Source organism: Legionella nigrisilvae (assembly GCF_977063395.2).
Map to the genome: position 1 here is coordinate 210,887 of NZ_CDRUGZ020000044.1, position 17,211 is coordinate 228,097.

Consider the following 17,211-nt stretch of genomic DNA (forward strand, 5'->3'; position numbering starts at 1 on the left):
CCAAACTGTGATATTATTAGTTTCGACTTATATACTAACAGTCAATACTTTATGAATTCATTAGGCTATCTGTAATGATATTTGAAGAATATGTAAAATTATTAGAGTCATTCAAACAAAACCAGATTTCTAAGGTACTGGAACAAATTGACACTAAAATTTTTGAAATTCTCTACAGCAAGCATGTTAGTCCTCGAATAATTCCTTATTTTCCTCGCTACGAACTTTGTTTCATGTCCGATGAAACCGTATTAGAACCCGGAAAGTTATATATTAGAGAACTCAAAGGAAAAATTGCTTATTCAGTTCTCACTCCAGACAACCAAACCATCAAAGATGCTGTTTTGGAAGAACTGGATGCGCCATCCCCTTTTAAATACACCATCGCTCCCATGAGCAGGGTGGTAAAACCGCAAGCAGGTTTTTTTTATGTCCGCATGGTTGCAACGGGTCTTGAATATACGGTCATAGACCCCACTGGTAAATTAATAGTTGATGTAATTAAAAAAGAAGAATTAAAAATTAATTTAGGCTCAAATTTTACCCCTAAAGATCTAGAGCCCTTTATGCCTGAAATTCTTAACATTACATCAAAAAGAAATCATACGCTTCCTTTTACCCTGGATACTTTAAGAGCGCGAGTACTGTCAGCGACTTCGAGAAGAGGCCATACGAAGTGGGCTCCCTTTACTAATTATTCTCTTGATCCGGATAATATTTCCCAAATTAAGAAACTAATCAACGCTCTTCATTATGGACGCCTGACTTTTTTAGATTTGGAAAATATCGATGTCAGAGACGTAAAACGAAGTTTTACGGATCTGAAATTACTCTACGGTAAAACAGTAGATCTGGCTTATGAAGCCAGTTACTTACTCACTCATTTAGATGTTGACCTAAGAGATATGTTTCAGGAAGAACTTTCTCTTATTCTGCCTTTATTCAGTCAAATACAAGTTTTTGCAGAAAAATATGCTCACGAGAACCAATCAATCGTAAAAGCACTCGATCCCTTGCCTTTAGCGTACAAAGCAGGGACCGTGGCAGGAATTGCTGTAGATCAAATGCGTCCAGCCGGGGGGGATGTAGATTATAACTTCCTTGCTCAATTCAGTGCAGTGTTGCCGAGCTATATCGATACATTAACCAACTACATAAAACAATTTTCCTCTGAAATTAAAGAGTCCGAAGAAAAACTAAATAAAGAAAAACTGGACGAATTACAAAATGCAGCACTTAATCTATTAAATGAGATCGAAAATTTAAAGGGAAACAGCATTTTTGTTTCACTTAAATTTTTAAATTACATTCATATCATTCGCAATGTAATTACTTTATCTATGAGCTCGTTAGAACAAATAGGCGAACTCAGTGAATCTTCCCAAGACGTTCTGCGTGATAAATTAGCCCAACTTAAATACAACGTATTACCTGGTTTATTTAGTTTGGTTGATAAAATTGAAGACAATGCCATGCTTAAGCCAGGGACTTTGTCTGTTCCTTTAATGGAAAAAGTCAAAGCTCTTTATGAACAACTTCTTTATCTCCCTAAGAAAGCAATTGATTTTAAAACCAAAGGAGAAGAGTTACTTGAGATAGAAGATTACCGATTTATCGAATTAAGATTGGAAATGGTCTATAAAAGGATTGATAAAGCCAACAAAGCCTTATACAAAATTCAAAAAGCCCAGGATGCCTGTAAGAGTTTTTTTGAACTGCTAAATAATCCTGCTTATCAAAACCTTCGTTTATACCAACTCCCTCCTGAGATAAAGCAAGTCCTTATAAAACACTATAAGCTTCTTAAGCCTTATATGAATCAACTCGATATTGATTTAAATGAACTCATCATCTCGAAACTCACAGGACCTGAAAAAGAAGAGTGGTCCTCATATATAGGAAAGCCTTTACGTTTTGTAAGAAGACAACTGCCAGCAGACCATGTAAGTTTTGTTTTGGCAAAAAAAGACGCGTTGACCGATTTAATTACTAAAGATGAAAACAGCCAACTCTTTCATATTAATTTAAATAAAGACTTAGTTGATTCAGTACTTAAGAAAGCGAATTTAGCTTTATTCCCTTTTAGAGAAAAAACAAATGTATACTCTCTCGATGAATCAATACCATTACAGGTCGAACAAGAAAAGGATAAGAAATCCAGGCTCTCAAAAGCAGAGTTTCAACGAGTCCAAGATGCTTATTTGCGTTTTGCACATATCATTAAACAACAAATAAAAGCAAAGCCTGAATGCTATGAAAAAACTCTAGATTTAAGCTTATTAAATGATAACTTAAAAGAAGAATGCCAACAGTTATTTAAAGTATTTCAACCTTACTTAACTTCAATCATTTTGCCTGAATTTAATGACACAGAAAAAAAGAAAGTATTTCAACCTTATTTAAGTTCAATTATCACTTCTGAAGTTAAACGATCGGCAAAAAATCTTGACCGCTATTTAACGGCTTTATTTGCAAAACAGCCGGTCAAAGATATTCCATCTACGGAACTTTTTCTAGGACTCGATAAAAATATTCAAACCTTCTTCGATCATATTAATTTCGAATGGTTCAACAAAAATGAGTTTCAAAAAATCCTGACAGCATACTCTCGTTTTGCTCAGATAATAAAAAAACAGATCGAGGAAAAACCACAACTTTACGGTAATAACTTATTATTAACAAGCCTGGATGAGAGCGATAAAGAGCAGTGTCGGGAGTTATATGCAATCTTCCAACCGTTTTTCAAATTTGCCATTCCACCACATCTTCGAGAATCCGCTCAAAGTTTTGAGAATTTCTTAACTGCTTTACTAGCAAATAAACCCGTAGAAATTTTAGAAGCTCCCCCTCCATCTTTATTTCTACAATTAGACAAGCACGTCCAAGATGTTTTTGCTAAATGGCAAGATAAAAATCAATTATATTATGATTTTGCAAAAGGAAGATTTCTTGAAGAAAAAGAATCAACAGCACTGAGAAGCAAACGTGCTGAAGATGAAAAACTGCATTTTAAAACTGTTGATGGCGATAATTTACTGCAAAATCCTGAGCAACTCAGTGCGGACCAGGCGCTTGAAGTCTATCAATGGTATCGAAATAAGCACACCAAATTCCTGGTAGTTCAAAATGCTTATATTCAATTTATCACTTTGCTTAGAAAGGAAATCCGTACCAAGCCACAGATTAAAGGAAATATGTTACTCCTAAATCGTCTTGATCCCAAAGTAATCGATCAATGCCGTAATTTATATAACATTTTCCAACCCTTCTTTATTTGTGCCGCACCTCCTGAAATGAAAAAGGACGTTCTTAAGTTTGATAAGTATTTGATTGCAATCTTATCGAATAAAAAGGTCGCGATGAAGAAAGCACCATCCGTTAGAATGTTCTTGGATTTCGATATGCAATTTCAAGAATTCTTTGCAGGCATTACTAATAAATGGAATCAAAAAACCCAATGGTTTTATAATTTAGCACAGAAAAAATTCACTCTTGAAAACAATATAGCAGAACTTAAACCTTACCCCAAAACGGGCAGAGAACACTACGTCATTCAGCATACTAATTATTCCAAGTGCATTCATGAATTTAGACTATCCTTGCTTGGGGTAACTCAAATATTTAATACAGCAATGCGAGATGCATTAACCCCTCATGCTTCCGAAAAATCAAAGCCGAAGGTGATAGATATTTCACCCACAGGGATATTGAGTCAAGCGATGCAAACTGTTTTTCCCCCATCTTCACTGCCCTTCCCGGAGATGGAGGATAAAAACCAGAGATTAGCTCAAAGCCGACAAGTTTGTGCTTTAAAAGACATATTTAACAGTTTATTCCATTTAGAAGGAATTGTTCTTGAGTTAGAAAATTTAAATAATCAAAGTGCTAAAAGCCGATATGTTTATTATTTATTACAAGCTTACGGCCATCTCAACGAAATCATTAAGTCATCAAAGCGGTTGGCTGCTGATCCACATTTAGGATTTATAGCTCGTGATTTACTTGCTAAAGCACAAGATCTTTATGCAACGTTCCAAGAGCACTCTGATGCCTACCAGGTAAGTCCCGATCAGGTACCCTATGGATCAACAACCGTACAATACAATCCCCTCTGGTATGTTTTAAATGCCTTTTATATTAGCCCAAAGCATATTCGCGCTTTAAAAAATACCAATTTCTTAACCACCGAAGAACTTAATGAACTTCATCTGCGAGCCAGAAAAGCAACTTCATTTATAGAAGGTCTCATCAATAATTCCAACTCATATTTTAAACTGTTCCTGCAAACTCCTCGTATGATTTACCTGTACCAGGAACTTACTACCAAACTCAATGAATTTACCAGTACTTCTCACGATGGAATTATGGATAATCTAGAGAAGATACAATCTACAGTAATCACCCCAATGCTTCTTGAAGCAGATCTCTGGGAAGACCGATTAGGATTCGCTCCAGGAACACTATCAGGCCCATTAAGACAAATAACTAATGAATTCTTTAAGGGTCTGTTACATCCAATGGATTTAAAATCCAAAACACGTATTGCTTTGGTGTGTGATGAAGAACCGCTGAACCAAAGGACTAACATAACCAGAAAAAAGATCACCAATGTAACCAAATTTCTAAAAAAAATAGATAAAGAATATCAAGATATAGAAAATCTATATCATTGGTATCGTATAGTTACTACCCCAATTGAAGCCTTTGACCTGAATTCCCCATCCCTTTCTAAAGAAGATTTGGATAAAGCGAAAATCGAGTTGCATGCTGCTTATAAAAAAGCACTTCCAAAACTGGCCAAACTAAAGTTGGATAAGAAAGTTGAGATTGCGCCAAGCCAATATCCAGAAGATCATAAACTTGATGAACTTTGTAATTTCGGACTAAAAGCTTATGACCCTCATTTTACCGAAGTCGAGGCGTTAATTGTTGCAAGCCATCATTATTATCTTGGTCTAAAAGCAACACATCGAATGCGATTAGATACCTTAAATGAGAAATTATGTTATCTTCAGAGTTTAGTTCCAATCCAGAAAGATGAGAAGCTGACTTTTATTGAACAATATACTACAGAAACGTTTGATAAAAACCTAGAAGCCATGTGCAACGATCAGATTGGTTTACAATATACTGATACGGAATACAGGGAAGAACTTAAGGCTTATTTACTTAAACTAAAAACCGAAATCATTACTCAGTCAAAAACTGCTGAAGATATTGAGCTAAGCATCAAAAAATTGTTGCGAACTGAAGTCAATAAATTTGAGAAAAAGTACTGTGTGGACTATTGTCAGCTTGATGAAGTACTGGTGGCTTTGGCTCAATTTAAAATTTATTTCAAAGAGTCCCGGATTGCGATTAAAAAGGGAAGCTCTTTATTCGAAAGTAAAGAGACTTTAAATCAAAAATCAAAACGTATTAATGATTTAAATAAAATCGCTACGAATACCAACTTAGAAATTCCTGAGCGTTTACGACAAATAAGTTCTCAAGTAGTTAAAGATCCTAATTTTGAACGAGTTATCCTGTCCCATCAACATGCCAATACCTTTAGTTTTACCTACTTAAAAATGTGTCTGATCTCACTTTTGGAAGCATTACATTTATATACTCCAACCCGACAGAAACTTCTTAACCAGATCAATGATGCTGTAAAAAGGCCTCCTGAAATGGCAGAATTGACTAAGCGTTTTGGGCTATTTTCTTCATCACAAACCACTAAAGAAATTGAAGCAAAACGATATGAAGCACCCGCTATGCCAGTTAACCTTCCCTAATCTCACTTGCAAATTAATTTTTTACTAAAATTATCATCCTAAAGATTCTTCCTCATCTAAATGTTCAACTGAAACTTTTTTTGAATGATCCTCTGCCAACCAAAGATACATTGAAGGAACCACAAAAAGAGTAAACAAAGTACCAATTGATATACCCATTGCGATAACTAAACCAATGTTATATCGACTTGCAGCACCGGCACCTGTTGCAAAAATTAAAGGGATGACTCCTAAAACCATGGCCGAGGTGGTCATTAGGATAGGACGCAAACGTATTGCCGCAGCCGCTTTAATCGCATCTAATTTTCTTTGTCCATTGGCTTGTAAATCATTGGCAAATTGTACAATTAAAATTCCATGCTTACTGATAAGGCCAATTAAGGTAACCAAACCCACTTCGCTATAAATATTAAGGCTCGCTTCCCCTATCCCTAAACTCACAAAAATCATCGCCCCACATATCGACATGGGCACACTAATCAGAACAATAAATGGATCACGGAAACTTTCAAATAAAGCGGCTAATGATAAAAAGATAATAATAAGCGCGAAGAAAAAAGTGATGATCAGATTAGCACCTTCTTGAATAAATTGTCGTGATTGAGATGCATAATCTATGTAATATCCCTGCGGTAAAACTTCTTTGGCAATATTTTCAAAAGTTTCCAATGCCTTACCCATTGATACACCGGGAAAAGCCACGGCTGAAATTGTTGCTGAATTGAGTTGTTGAAAATGATTTAACGATTCAGGGACAATTTGACGTTGCAAACTAGCCACAGTAGAAAGCGGGATTGAGTCTCCGGAGGCAGTTTTAATATAATAATTTAATATTTGATCCGCATTTAAACGATTGTCCCTCATCACTTGGGGAATCACTTGATAGGAACGGCCTGTATAATTAAAATAGTTTATATATCCCTCACTGAGCGCCGCTCCGAACACATTCCCAATGTCTTGCATGGTTAAACCAAACTGAGAAATTTTATCGCGATCTAATTTAATCTTTGTTTGAAGTTGATCGATTTTAAGATCCGGATTAATGTAAGCAAAAATACCTGAAGCATAAGCTTTCTCCAAAATTTGTTGTAGAACCTCGTTTAACTTATCGAAGCTTTCAGTCGTATTTATAACAAATTGAATTGGAAGTCCGCTTCCTCCCCCTGGTAATGAAGGGAGTTGAAATGCAGCCACTTTAGCACCGGTAATTTTATCGAGCTCTTGTTGTACTAATGGTTGGATCTGGTTCGATGTTCGTTGACGTTGATCCCAAGGTTTCAAAACCATCCCAATAATGGAGGTATTTAGACCTTGAAATCCATCGACTTGAAAAACGTGATCCGTTTCAGGATATTTTTTAAAAATTTCATTTACCGCATTGGCATAAAGCTGTGTTTGAGCTAACGATGAATTGGCTGAAGCCGTAACCTGGGCAATGATAATTCCCAAATCTTCTTGTGGCGCCAACTCAGAATCTGAAGTAATAAAAAGAAAATAATTACTGAAAAGGATGATCACTGCAAAGACAATAACTACTGGAAGATGATTTAATGTGGCTGATAAAACTCGCTCATAAGATTTCTCAAGTTTTGTGAAGAGATTATCAATGTAGGTCATCAAGCGCCCTTTAGTATTCCCCTCTCCTATTTTAAGAAATTTAGAACACATCATTGGAGATAAAGTTAATGCAATTACAGCAGAAATAGTAACTGCGCCTGCCAGTGAAAATGCAAACTCTGTGAATAAAGCGCCAGTCAACCCACCCATAAATCCTACCGGCAAATAAACTGCAATTAAAACTACTGTAATTGCAATAATTGGATTTGCTAATTCTCGTGCTCCCAATAAAGCCGCCTTATACCTTGTCTTTCCTTCCTCGATATGACGTTGCACGTTTTCTACCACAATAATCGCATCATCAACTACTAAGCCTATTGCAAGTACTAAAGCTAATAAGGTGAGCAGGTTAATTGAATACCCAAGAATGAGCATAATCCAAAAGGCACCAACTAGGGATAGGGGAATAGTAACCATTGGAATTACAACAGACCGAATCGAACCAAGAAAGATAAAAATAACCGCAGTGACGATAAAAAATGCTTCTAATAAAGACAAGATGACTTCATGGATGGAGGAATTAACGAATAAGCTTGCATCGTATACGATTTTTCCTTGTAATCCTTGAGGTAATTGCTCCTGAATTATCGGAAATACTTTTTTAATATCATCAATTACTGTTAAAAGGTTTGCTGAGGGTGCCACCACGATACCAATGTATACTGCTGTCCTCCCATCAAAACTGACCGACGAATTATAATTTTGTGCTCCTAGGTCCACTTTGGCCACATCTTCCAAACGAATGATTGCTCCATTTTGAGCTTTAATTACCATCTTCTTGAATTGATTGACATCATTTAAATCAGTACTCGCAGTTAGGTTTTGAACGAACATTTGACCATCAGTTCGACCTACTGCGGAAATAAAATCATTATTTGCAAGAGCAGTACCGATTTCAGCAGCAGAAATGCCATAGCCGGCCAACTTTACCGGATCCAGCCAGGCACGCAAAGCAAAAGTTTGATCCCCCAGAATTGCTGCATTTTGTACGCCATTAACTGCCTGGAGTTTAGGTTGCACCACACGAATTAAATAATCGGTAATTTTATTGATTGGTAATTCATCACTGTAAAACCCTATATACATAGAATCAATGGTTTGCCCCACCGACACAGTAATCACTGGTTGCTGTGAATTTTTAGGGAGCTGATTCAGTACTGCATTCACTTTGGTAGTGATATCGGACAACGCTTTTAGAGGGTCATAATTCAATAAAAGATTTACTGTAATCGTGCTGGTGCTCGGAGAACTAACAGAGGTCATATAATCAATACCATTAGCTTGGGCAATAGAGTTCTCTAATGGGGTAGTGATAAACCCAGCAATCACATCAGGGTCAGCTCCAGTATAGGCTGTGGTTACAGTGACAATGGCATTTTGGGTAAATGGATACTGCATAATAGGCAATGAATTAATAGAGCGTAAGCCCATTGCTAAAAGCATCAAACTAATCACTGTAGCCAGTACAGGTCTTTTAATAAAAATATCCGTAAACCGCATTCTTACAATCCTTGATTATTTTTCTTCTCTTAGTTCATCGTTCGTCTGGATGAACGTAGGCTAGATAACTCATTAGGCTTTATTCCCGTTATTTTTCACGTACCTTTGGGGATGCTTCATTACTTGGCTGTATTTTATTGTTTATGATGATTTGGCTGCCGTTCTTAAGCTTTAATTGGCCACTGGTCACAACAACATCTCCTGGATGTAACCCTTTTAAAATGGCAATCTGATCCCCTCGGGTGTCTCCCACAGTCACGAAAATTTGTTTTACAACAAGAATTGGTTGATTATTTTTGTCTTTTTTACCACTGTCTTTGACCAGAAACACAATATCCCCATAAGGATTAAAGGTAATCGCCGATTGCGGTAAGGTGAGATAGTTTTGTTTCTCACCGGTGAGAACCTCGACTCGAGTAAACATACCCGGTTTCAATTTCAAATCAGGATTAGGGAGTGTCGCCTCTACTCGAACATTCCGCGTAGCACTATCTACAATAGGCTCGATGGTAGTAATTTTTCCTTGAAAAATTTTATCCGGAAATGTATCAGTCACCACTTTGACTGTTTGTCCAAATTCTAATTTCCCTAAGACTTGTTGGGGTAAATAAAAATCCACATAAATTGGATCTAAGGACTGTAGTGTAGTCACAGCATCCCCTACATTAAGATACTGTCCTGGGTTAATGTTATTAATACCTAATTGACCAGAAAAAGGAGCACGTATTGTCTTTTTTTCTACTGTAGCGGTTTGTTGTGCAACTTGAGCCTGTAAATTCTTCAGATTCCACTCGTCAGCATCTACGGTTTGTTTACTTACTGCATGCACCATATATTGGGCCTTATCGCGTTTATAGGTAATTTTTGCCAATTCAACTTGTGCCTGTAATGAGTGCAATAGTCCCAGTTCAGTACCCGCATTCAATTGTACCAAAACTGTGCCTTCTTTGACCGTTGACCCTGGAGTGAAATAAATCGTTTGTACCATACCTGCAAGTTCTGTAGTGACATTCACACCAAGACGAGCTCGTATACTTCCTACTGCCTTCAAGGCGGGCTGCCACAATGAAGGCTCAACTTTCATCGTAGACACTGTAACTGGAGGGGATTTCATTTGCAGAAAAAATTGGTTTCTCATGTAATTACCAAACGCCTTCCAGCCAAAAATCAGTCCAAAAAGAACCCCCAAGGAAATCAACATAATGATCATTTGTTTTTTCAAAAAAATTTCTTTCATCATAGACACTCTTTGACACACCAAGGTTTATGCCACCAGCCACCACCTAAGGCCTGGAATAAGGCGGCTGTATCACTATAACGCACAGCCTGGGCTTGAATACGACTAATCCGCGTCTGTTGGTACTGCTGTTGTGCGTTTAATAAATTAATGTAACTAACGCCACCTAAACGATATTGTTTTATAGTAAGATTTAATGCAGCGCGCGCTGCATTTTCAGCCCTTATCTGTGCTTGCAAAGTACGCGCATCAGTTTCTATCCCTCTTAAAACATCTGCTACATTTTGAAAAGCTTGCAATATCGTTTGTTTGTATTGAGCTGCCGTTTGTTGATACGCAGCGATTGCGGAACGTCGTTGCGCCCATAAAGCGCCACCATGAAACAGGGGTTGCATTACCTGGCCCGTTAGAGCCCAGACCTCATTTTTTTTAGTAAAAAGACGTGAAAATGAGGTATTAAGCCATCCCTCATTAGCGCTAATGGTAAATTGCGGGAATAGATTGGCTGTTGCCACTCCAATTTGAGCACAAGCTTGATGAAGTAATGCTTCAGAGGCACGCACATCAGGACGCTGACGAACAAGATTTGAAGGCAAGCTTACAGGCAACTCTGTAGGTAATTTTAAACGGTCCAACCGAACCATGGGTAAAGGAACCTCTGGGAAAGTGCCTACGAGCGTAGATAAAGCATGTTTGGCCTGGGATAAGCTTTTTTGGAGTGGGGGCAAAGTTGCTTTTGTTTGTTCCAGTAATGTTTCTTGGGTCAATACATTTTCTCTGGAAACAGCACCTAAACGATACTGGTTATTTAAAACATTAAGAAGCCCCTGTTCTGCTTTGATCAAATCAACTGTTGCTTCAATTTGTGCTTGGTAGGATGCAACTGCTACTGCAGTGGTAACGATATTAGAAGTCAGGGTCAAATAAGTAGCAATTACTTGAAATTGCTGGTAATCAACCTGAGCTTTTAATGCTTCAATTTGACGACGGGCCCCCCCAAAAACATCTAGGGTGTAGGATAAATTAAATGAAGTATAAACCAGATTAAACGTAAGACTGTCACCTGGAATACCAATTTGCACCCCCGAATATCGCTGCCTTTGTACCATCTGAGATGCATCTATTGAGGGCCACATTGAATTGCCAATTTGAACTTTAAGATTTTCCTGGGCTTCCCGCAAAGCTGCTGAAGCAGAAGCTAAATTGGGACTATTCGTTAGTCCCATATGAATTAATTGATTAATCTCAGGTGAATGGTAAAGTTCCCACCATAGAATAGGAATATCTTTATTGGTAAGAAATGTTTGTGCTTGGCCCCCTGCACCAGAAGTACTTACAGTTTTTTGGGGTAAGGGCTTTTCGGTATATTTTTGGACCTTTGGTGGTTTTGGTGTATGAAAATTAGGACCAACCATACAAGAAGTTTGCAATACTGTACTTAATGAAATCAGTATAAAAACTTTTATATGTCGTCTCAAATCAAACACTAACCACAATCCTTTGCCAAGCATCCAATGAATATTGATTAATTTATCATGGATCCGAGTGGGTTGACAGTTTTAGTGAATAGAATTGCTAATTTATTTGAATAAAAAATAATCACAACGTATAATGTGAGCCACTTTATTGGTCTCTTTTCAAAATCCTATAAGTGGAGTAATGAAGGAATTAAAATATGCCTGCTGTAAAAATCACAGGGATGGGATGTTATTTACCCAGAAACAAAGTTCTTTCCACAGAATTAGATGTACAACTTAATTTACCCCCAGGTAGTGTACAAAAAAAATCGGGGCTAATTTCGCGGTACTTTGCTTCACCGGATGAGACAACTTCTTATATGGGAGCACAAGCAGCATTAATTGCCATCGAGCAAGCAAATATTCCATTAACCGATATTGATGCCATCATCAGTGCCTGCGGCGTAGGTGAACAAGCAATTCCTTGTACTGCAGCATTAATCCAAAAACAATTGGGATTAGAGCAATCAGGAACAGCCTGTTTTGATGTAAATAGTACGTGTTTAAGTTTTATTAGTGCTCTTGATATCGCATCGTATTTAATCGAGGGGGATCGATACAAACGTATTCTAATTATTTCTAGTGATATTGCTTCGGCAGGGTTGAATTGGCAAGATATGGAAACCTGTACCATTTTCGGTGATGGCGCCGCTGCCTGTGTTCTTGAAAAAAGCAATGGAACTAATCGAATCCTCTCATCACATCTTGAAACGCATAGTATTGGTTCTACGTTTTGTCAATTAGAGGCCGGGGGAACGCGTTTACCTGCTAAAAATCCCCTCCAGCATATCGAACAAAGTCTATTTTATATGGAAGGTAAAAAAGTATTTAAATTAGCTTCCAAATTATTAGAAAATCTCATGGAAAATCTTTTTAGAAAAACCAATCTTAATATGAATGATATTAATTGGTTTGTCCCGCACCAGGCAAGTCTGCTCGCGATGCATCACGTGCAGAAAAGATTACACATTCCCCCTGAAAAATTCGTTTCTATTTATCCGTATCATGGAAATCAAATTGCAGCATCCATACCAACTGCACTATATTCTTTAATACATAGCAAAAAGTTACAGCGTGGGCAATTAGTGTTACTAATGGGGACTGGAGCAGGCCTAGCAGCTGGCGGGATCATCTTGGAGTACTAATATGGTTTGTGTTGTGACAGGAGCAACGGGCTGTCTAGGGTTGAATTTGACTCAACGATTGATTCAAGATGGGCATGAGGTAATTGCCTTAGGACGCAATGAGCGGCTTGGCAAAATCATTGCGCAATCTGGTGCCCAATTTATAACGGTCGATTTGCTTAATCGAGAAAAGTTAAAAAAAATAACTCAAAATGCTCGCAGTATTTTTCATTGTGCGGCTCTTTCTAGTCCCTGGGGTCGTTACAAAGATTTTTATAATGCCAATGTGTTAGGCACGCAACATATAATTGAAGCAACGTCCCCAAATACACGGTTAGTTCATGTTTCATCGCCCAGTATTTATTTTAATTTCACAGAACAACATGATATTAAAGAAGATGCACCCTTACCTACAAAACCAGCCAATTATTATATACAAACCAAATTACTAGCTGAAGCGCTCATAGATAAGGCCTTTCAAGAAAAAAGGCTTAATGTGATTACGATACGTCCACGTGCAATTTTTGGTCCTTATGATCGTTCCATTTTACCGCGTATCCTTCAAAACGAAAAAAAAGGGATCCTGCCTATTATTGGAAAGGGAACCAATGTGATTGACATTACTTATGTTGAAAATGTGGTGGAGAGTTTGATTTTAGCTGCACAAGCAAAGCAGCAATTTTGCGGTAACAAATACAATATAACTAATAATGAACCGCGAACGTTAATAACTATTTTATCGGAACTTTTTAGAGCTTTACAAAAGCCATTTATACCCAAATTTATCCCTTACCCTATTGCAAAAATATATGCTACATGTATGGAACAACTCTATAGTTTACCCTTTATTCAAAAAGAACCACGTTTAACTCGATACAGTGCAGCTGTTTTATGTATGGGACAAACATTAAATATTGAAGCGGCCCAAAAGGATTTAGGTTATCAATCAAAGATTACCATTAATCAAGGAATTGAACGTTTTACAGAGTGGTATCAAAGATTATGATAGAGTATCAATTATTTGAAGTTGGTTTTTGCAAACATTGTGCGCGAATGACCTTAAAGAATGCTCCTTGGAAACTTAAGGAATACCCTGCCTTATGTGCTCTAATCAAACATCCAACACAAGGGTATATTTTATTCGATACGGGGTACAGCGACCGATTTTACAAATTAACCCAAAAATTTCCTTTTTCCCTTTACAGACATTTAACGCCAGTACGATTAAAAAAATCACTTAAGGAGCAATTAGCGGAAAATAATATTAATGCTTCAGAGATTAAAGGGATTGTGATCTCACATTTCCATGCAGACCATATTGGTGGGTTAATAGATTTTCCAAATGCACAATTTTTCTGTCATCCTGATGCAATAAACGATATCCATCATAAAAAAGGGATAAAAGCATTAATACAGGGATTCTTACCTGGATTACTCCCTAAAGACTTTTATGAACGTCTGGTTTTATTAAAAGACGAGGTCGAGCTGCATCCTGGCTTATTACCCTTTACAACTGGATTTGATCTCTTTAATGATGAACAGCTCATTGCCATCCCCTTACCCGGACACGCTAAGGGACAAATAGGTTTATACCTTAAAGCAACGCAGGAAACTTTTTTTATTGCAGACAGTTGTTGGCATCAAGAAACCTTTAAAGAATTGATTTTTCCAAGTAATCTTACTTATTTAATCCACGATAATAAGGAAGCATATCAACAAACCATCCATAAATTACACCAACTTTTTAAAAATAATAATAGAATGGATATAATTCCCTCTCATTGTCCGCACCTACGCGAGCGCCTTGCAGGGAATCTAACATGATACTCAGGCTTTTATATTATTATTTTAAAACCCACTCTCTGCGAAAGCGATTTAAATCACGAGCCCAACTGTTGGCTTATCAGCAAAAGCAATTCAAAAAGCTCATTAAAACAACCTTATATAAATCTCCTTTTTATCAACCCTATTTGGATAAACCTTTTAATGAATGGCCCATCATTAATAAAAAAATAATGATGGAACATTTTGATGAAATAAATACGAGGAATATAAAGAAAAACCAAGCATTGGCATTGGCTTTAAACGCAGAAAGTACTCGGGATTTTTCTCTCTTAATCAATGGGGTTGCCGTTGGACTTTCTTCTGGGACTTCAGGAAATCGCGGTTTATTTCTTGTCGATAAAAAAGAGAGGGATGCCTGGGCGGGTATTCTATTGGCTAAAGCCTTGCCTCATGGCTTAAAAAGAAAGGAGCGCATTGCTTTTTTTCTTAGGGCAAATAGTAAACTCTATACTACCCTCAGCAAGAGCAAAAAGATTCAATTTCATTTTTTTGATTTACTCGAAAATTTCGAAACTCATATCGATCGTCTAAATGAAATACAACCTACCATTGTATCAGCACCCAGCTCCGTATTACTGGCTTTAGTAAAGGAAAAACAACATTTATCCATTACCCCTGAAAAAATATTTGCTGTAGCTGAAGTTTTGGAACAACGTGATGAAGCACTTATCAGTAGTGCTTTTAATTGCCAGGTCTCGCAAGTCTATCAATGCACCGAAGGATTTTTGGCCATTAGTGACAAAAACAGTAATCATTTATTGATGAATGAAGAATATTTAATTATTGAAAAAGAATGGCTGGATGAAAAACGCTTTGTACCGGTAATTACGGATTTAATGCGAACCACTCAACCCATTATTCGCTATCGTTTAGATGACGTACTTATTGAAGAGCAATCAAATGGTGTATTCACCCGGTTAGCAAGTATTGAAGGCCGAGAAGGTGATATTTGTTATGCTACCCAGAATGATAAAGTATTCCCCCTCTTTGCCGATATCATCCGCCAGAAAATGGCATCTTTTGCTTTTGATTTCGAAGATTACACCATCCAACAACAAGCTTTAGATCAATTTACAATTCAAATCACCCCTGATTTATCCGATAAGGAGGCATTAATCCGTCATCTAAATGAACTATTTCATTCGCAAAATTATGATATTCCTAAATGGCAATGGCAGCCGTTTATAAAAAAAGAGCTTGGTTCGAAAAACCGTAGAATCCAAGCACTACCTGAAATCGTATCCTTTCTATAACGCCTCATAGAAAAAGTTCTCGAAGGATTAAACTTCAGAATTTACTCCGTAAAATGATGTTTTTTAAACAGGTAGAACTCCCCCTAGGGGGAGTCGAAAGAAATTATCGTGCTGCTCTTTGAATATCTTTACCCACATGGGATACGTCTTTGCCAAAACCATGAACAGTACCACAAGAACTTAATGCTCCAAGTGTTGCAAGACAAACGCCAATTATCATTATTTTTTTCAGAATGTTCATCTTTTTTCCCCTATTTTTATTTTTAATATGATTTCTTCTGTTTATTATTTTAGACCATATTTTTAGAACTTAGAAATTAATCAATGATTTTTAACTGATAATATCCTTAATGTTTTTTTTAAAAATATTGATGCAGTATTTGATTCTTTGCCAGTGAAAAGATATAAATTGTGATTTTACTCCATTAATTGCTCTCATTTTGAATGTTCTCCCTCCGATCAGCTAGCGTGTCAACTTTTGCGAATTTTCGGTAGTAGTCGGCACCTCCATCTGTGTCACTTTATGGAATCATAGAGAGGCATTGCATTAAAACTATTAGGTGGAACAGATAACTGCTTATATCCTTTAGTACAACAATCACTCGATCAGTTAATTCATTGGAAATATCTGGGACTCTAAGCATTCGGGGTTCTCTATGGTACGATCATCAAGCAAGGCTTTATCCTTGCTTCAGACTGCGCCTGGAGTTTAATACTCCCTTCTGGCATGATTTGTCTTGCTCAGCCAACCTATTTACGCTCCTGCGTAAGGATTGCAGCAGAGTGATTGTTTTTGAGCCAATACTTCCCTATAATCGCCCTCGGCTCTAAATAATAAATAATAAAAAAGGTGTTCTGAAATGAAAAAATGGATTCTACTGGCAACAACCAGCTTAATGATGATGAATGCTCATGCAGATAAATCTTGGTGTGGATATAAAGATTATTTCCGTTTAAGCGATACGTCCCATCCTGGTATCTATGTGGTTAGCGGGTTTAATGATGCAGATGTGATGCTTCATATAATTGGACCACGTAGTTTTGAGATTTTAGACGGCTTTGCCTGTCGTTCTGGTTATGCTCATGTTACTGTTGCGTATGACTCAGATAATTGGTGTGTTCTTGATATTAAAGACGGTCCATTAATGAATCATCCAGTTGTTAGTGCTTCTTGTAATGGAATTCGCTATATTGATACTGTATACGATGGCATGGGCAGTTACTCATATACAATTAATCTGGATTAATTATTATTCTTGTGATGAAGAAATAAGGGAAGAGCTTAAAGTTATCTAAGTCTGTGGGCTCTTTCCTTCCAGTTTCAATATACCAATTGTTTCA

General features: G+C 37.1%; 10 protein-coding genes. 6 read left to right on the top strand and 4 right to left on the bottom strand.

Annotation, left to right across the window (positions count from 1 at the left end; genetic code table 11):
• Positions 1–74: 74 nt before the first annotated feature.
• Positions 75–5,777, top strand: coding sequence for an SdhA (locus ACWTE2_RS33315; protein WP_454786123.1), 5,703 nt, complete (start codon positions 75–77; stop codon positions 5,775–5,777).
• A 33-nt stretch (positions 5,778–5,810) separates the two neighbouring features.
• On the opposite strand, the gene ACWTE2_RS33320 is transcribed toward ACWTE2_RS33315, so the two are convergent.
• The 3 genes from ACWTE2_RS33320 to ACWTE2_RS33330 form a co-directional block, all read right to left on the bottom strand.
• On the bottom strand, positions 5,811–8,894 hold the full coding sequence (locus ACWTE2_RS33320) for an efflux RND transporter permease subunit (protein ID WP_454786124.1): 3,084 nt from the start codon (positions 8,892–8,894) through the stop codon (positions 5,811–5,813).
• Between the two features lie 88 nt (positions 8,895–8,982).
• Positions 8,983–10,131: an efflux RND transporter periplasmic adaptor subunit gene (locus tag ACWTE2_RS33325; RefSeq protein ID WP_454786163.1), complete on the bottom strand. Its 1,149-nt coding sequence runs from the start codon at positions 10,129–10,131 to the stop codon at positions 8,983–8,985.
• Positions 10,131–11,618 (bottom strand): efflux transporter outer membrane subunit, encoded by a 1,488-nt coding sequence (locus ACWTE2_RS33330; protein WP_454786125.1) that lies wholly within the window; start codon positions 11,616–11,618, stop codon positions 10,131–10,133. Before ACWTE2_RS33330 ends, ACWTE2_RS33325 begins: the two co-directional genes overlap by 1 nt.
• Before the next feature lie 188 nt (positions 11,619–11,806).
• On the opposite strand from ACWTE2_RS33330, the gene ACWTE2_RS33335 reads away from it, so the two are divergent.
• Genes ACWTE2_RS33335 through ACWTE2_RS33350 form a run of 4 tightly spaced genes read left to right on the top strand, consistent with a single transcriptional unit; the run spans position 11,807 to position 15,870 of the window.
• Positions 11,807–12,793 (top strand): beta-ketoacyl-ACP synthase III, encoded by a 987-nt coding sequence (locus tag ACWTE2_RS33335; protein ID WP_454786126.1) that lies wholly within the window; start codon positions 11,807–11,809, stop codon positions 12,791–12,793.
• Position 12,794: 1 nt separating this feature from the next.
• The gene (locus ACWTE2_RS33340; RefSeq protein ID WP_454786127.1) at positions 12,795–13,778 is read left to right on the top strand and encodes an NAD-dependent epimerase/dehydratase family protein; all 984 of its coding nucleotides are present in this window, start codon (positions 12,795–12,797) and stop codon (positions 13,776–13,778) included.
• Positions 13,775–14,596, top strand: a complete 822-nt coding sequence (locus ACWTE2_RS33345) for an MBL fold metallo-hydrolase (protein ID WP_454786128.1) — start codon at positions 13,775–13,777, stop codon at positions 14,594–14,596. Before ACWTE2_RS33340 ends, ACWTE2_RS33345 begins: the two co-directional genes overlap by 4 nt.
• The gene (locus tag ACWTE2_RS33350) at positions 14,593–15,870 is read left to right on the top strand and encodes a F390 synthetase-related protein (RefSeq protein ID WP_454786129.1); all 1,278 of its coding nucleotides are present in this window, start codon (positions 14,593–14,595) and stop codon (positions 15,868–15,870) included. Before ACWTE2_RS33345 ends, ACWTE2_RS33350 begins: the two co-directional genes overlap by 4 nt.
• Before the next feature lie 103 nt (positions 15,871–15,973).
• Here the strand turns inward: ACWTE2_RS33350 and ACWTE2_RS33355 are convergent, their stop codons facing one another.
• Positions 15,974–16,111: an entericidin A/B family lipoprotein gene (locus tag ACWTE2_RS33355; RefSeq protein ID WP_182391619.1), complete on the bottom strand. Its 138-nt coding sequence runs from the start codon at positions 16,109–16,111 to the stop codon at positions 15,974–15,976.
• Between the two features lie 619 nt (positions 16,112–16,730).
• Here ACWTE2_RS33355 and ACWTE2_RS33360 point away from each other — a divergent pair.
• Complete coding sequence (locus ACWTE2_RS33360) at positions 16,731–17,117, top strand: hypothetical protein (protein WP_454786130.1); 387 nt, start codon at positions 16,731–16,733, stop codon at positions 17,115–17,117.
• Positions 17,118–17,211 lie beyond the last annotated feature (94 nt).

Coding starts and splice junctions, on each gene's coding strand:
- ACWTE2_RS33315 (WP_454786123.1), top strand. CDS start 75: ATGATATTTGAAGAATATGTAAAATTATTAGAGTCATTCAAACAAAAC.
- ACWTE2_RS33320 (WP_454786124.1), bottom strand. CDS start 8,894: ATGCGGTTTACGGATATTTTTATTAAAAGACCTGTACTGGCTACAGTG.
- ACWTE2_RS33325 (WP_454786163.1), bottom strand. CDS start 10,131: ATGAAAGAAATTTTTTTGAAAAAACAAATGATCATTATGTTGATTTCC.
- ACWTE2_RS33335 (WP_454786126.1), top strand. CDS start 11,807: ATGCCTGCTGTAAAAATCACAGGGATGGGATGTTATTTACCCAGAAAC.
- ACWTE2_RS33340 (WP_454786127.1), top strand. CDS start 12,795: ATGGTTTGTGTTGTGACAGGAGCAACGGGCTGTCTAGGGTTGAATTTG.
- ACWTE2_RS33345 (WP_454786128.1), top strand. CDS start 13,775: ATGATAGAGTATCAATTATTTGAAGTTGGTTTTTGCAAACATTGTGCG.
- ACWTE2_RS33350 (WP_454786129.1), top strand. CDS start 14,593: ATGATACTCAGGCTTTTATATTATTATTTTAAAACCCACTCTCTGCGA.
- ACWTE2_RS33355 (WP_182391619.1), bottom strand. CDS start 16,111: ATGAACATTCTGAAAAAAATAATGATAATTGGCGTTTGTCTTGCAACA.
- ACWTE2_RS33360 (WP_454786130.1), top strand. CDS start 16,731: ATGAAAAAATGGATTCTACTGGCAACAACCAGCTTAATGATGATGAAT.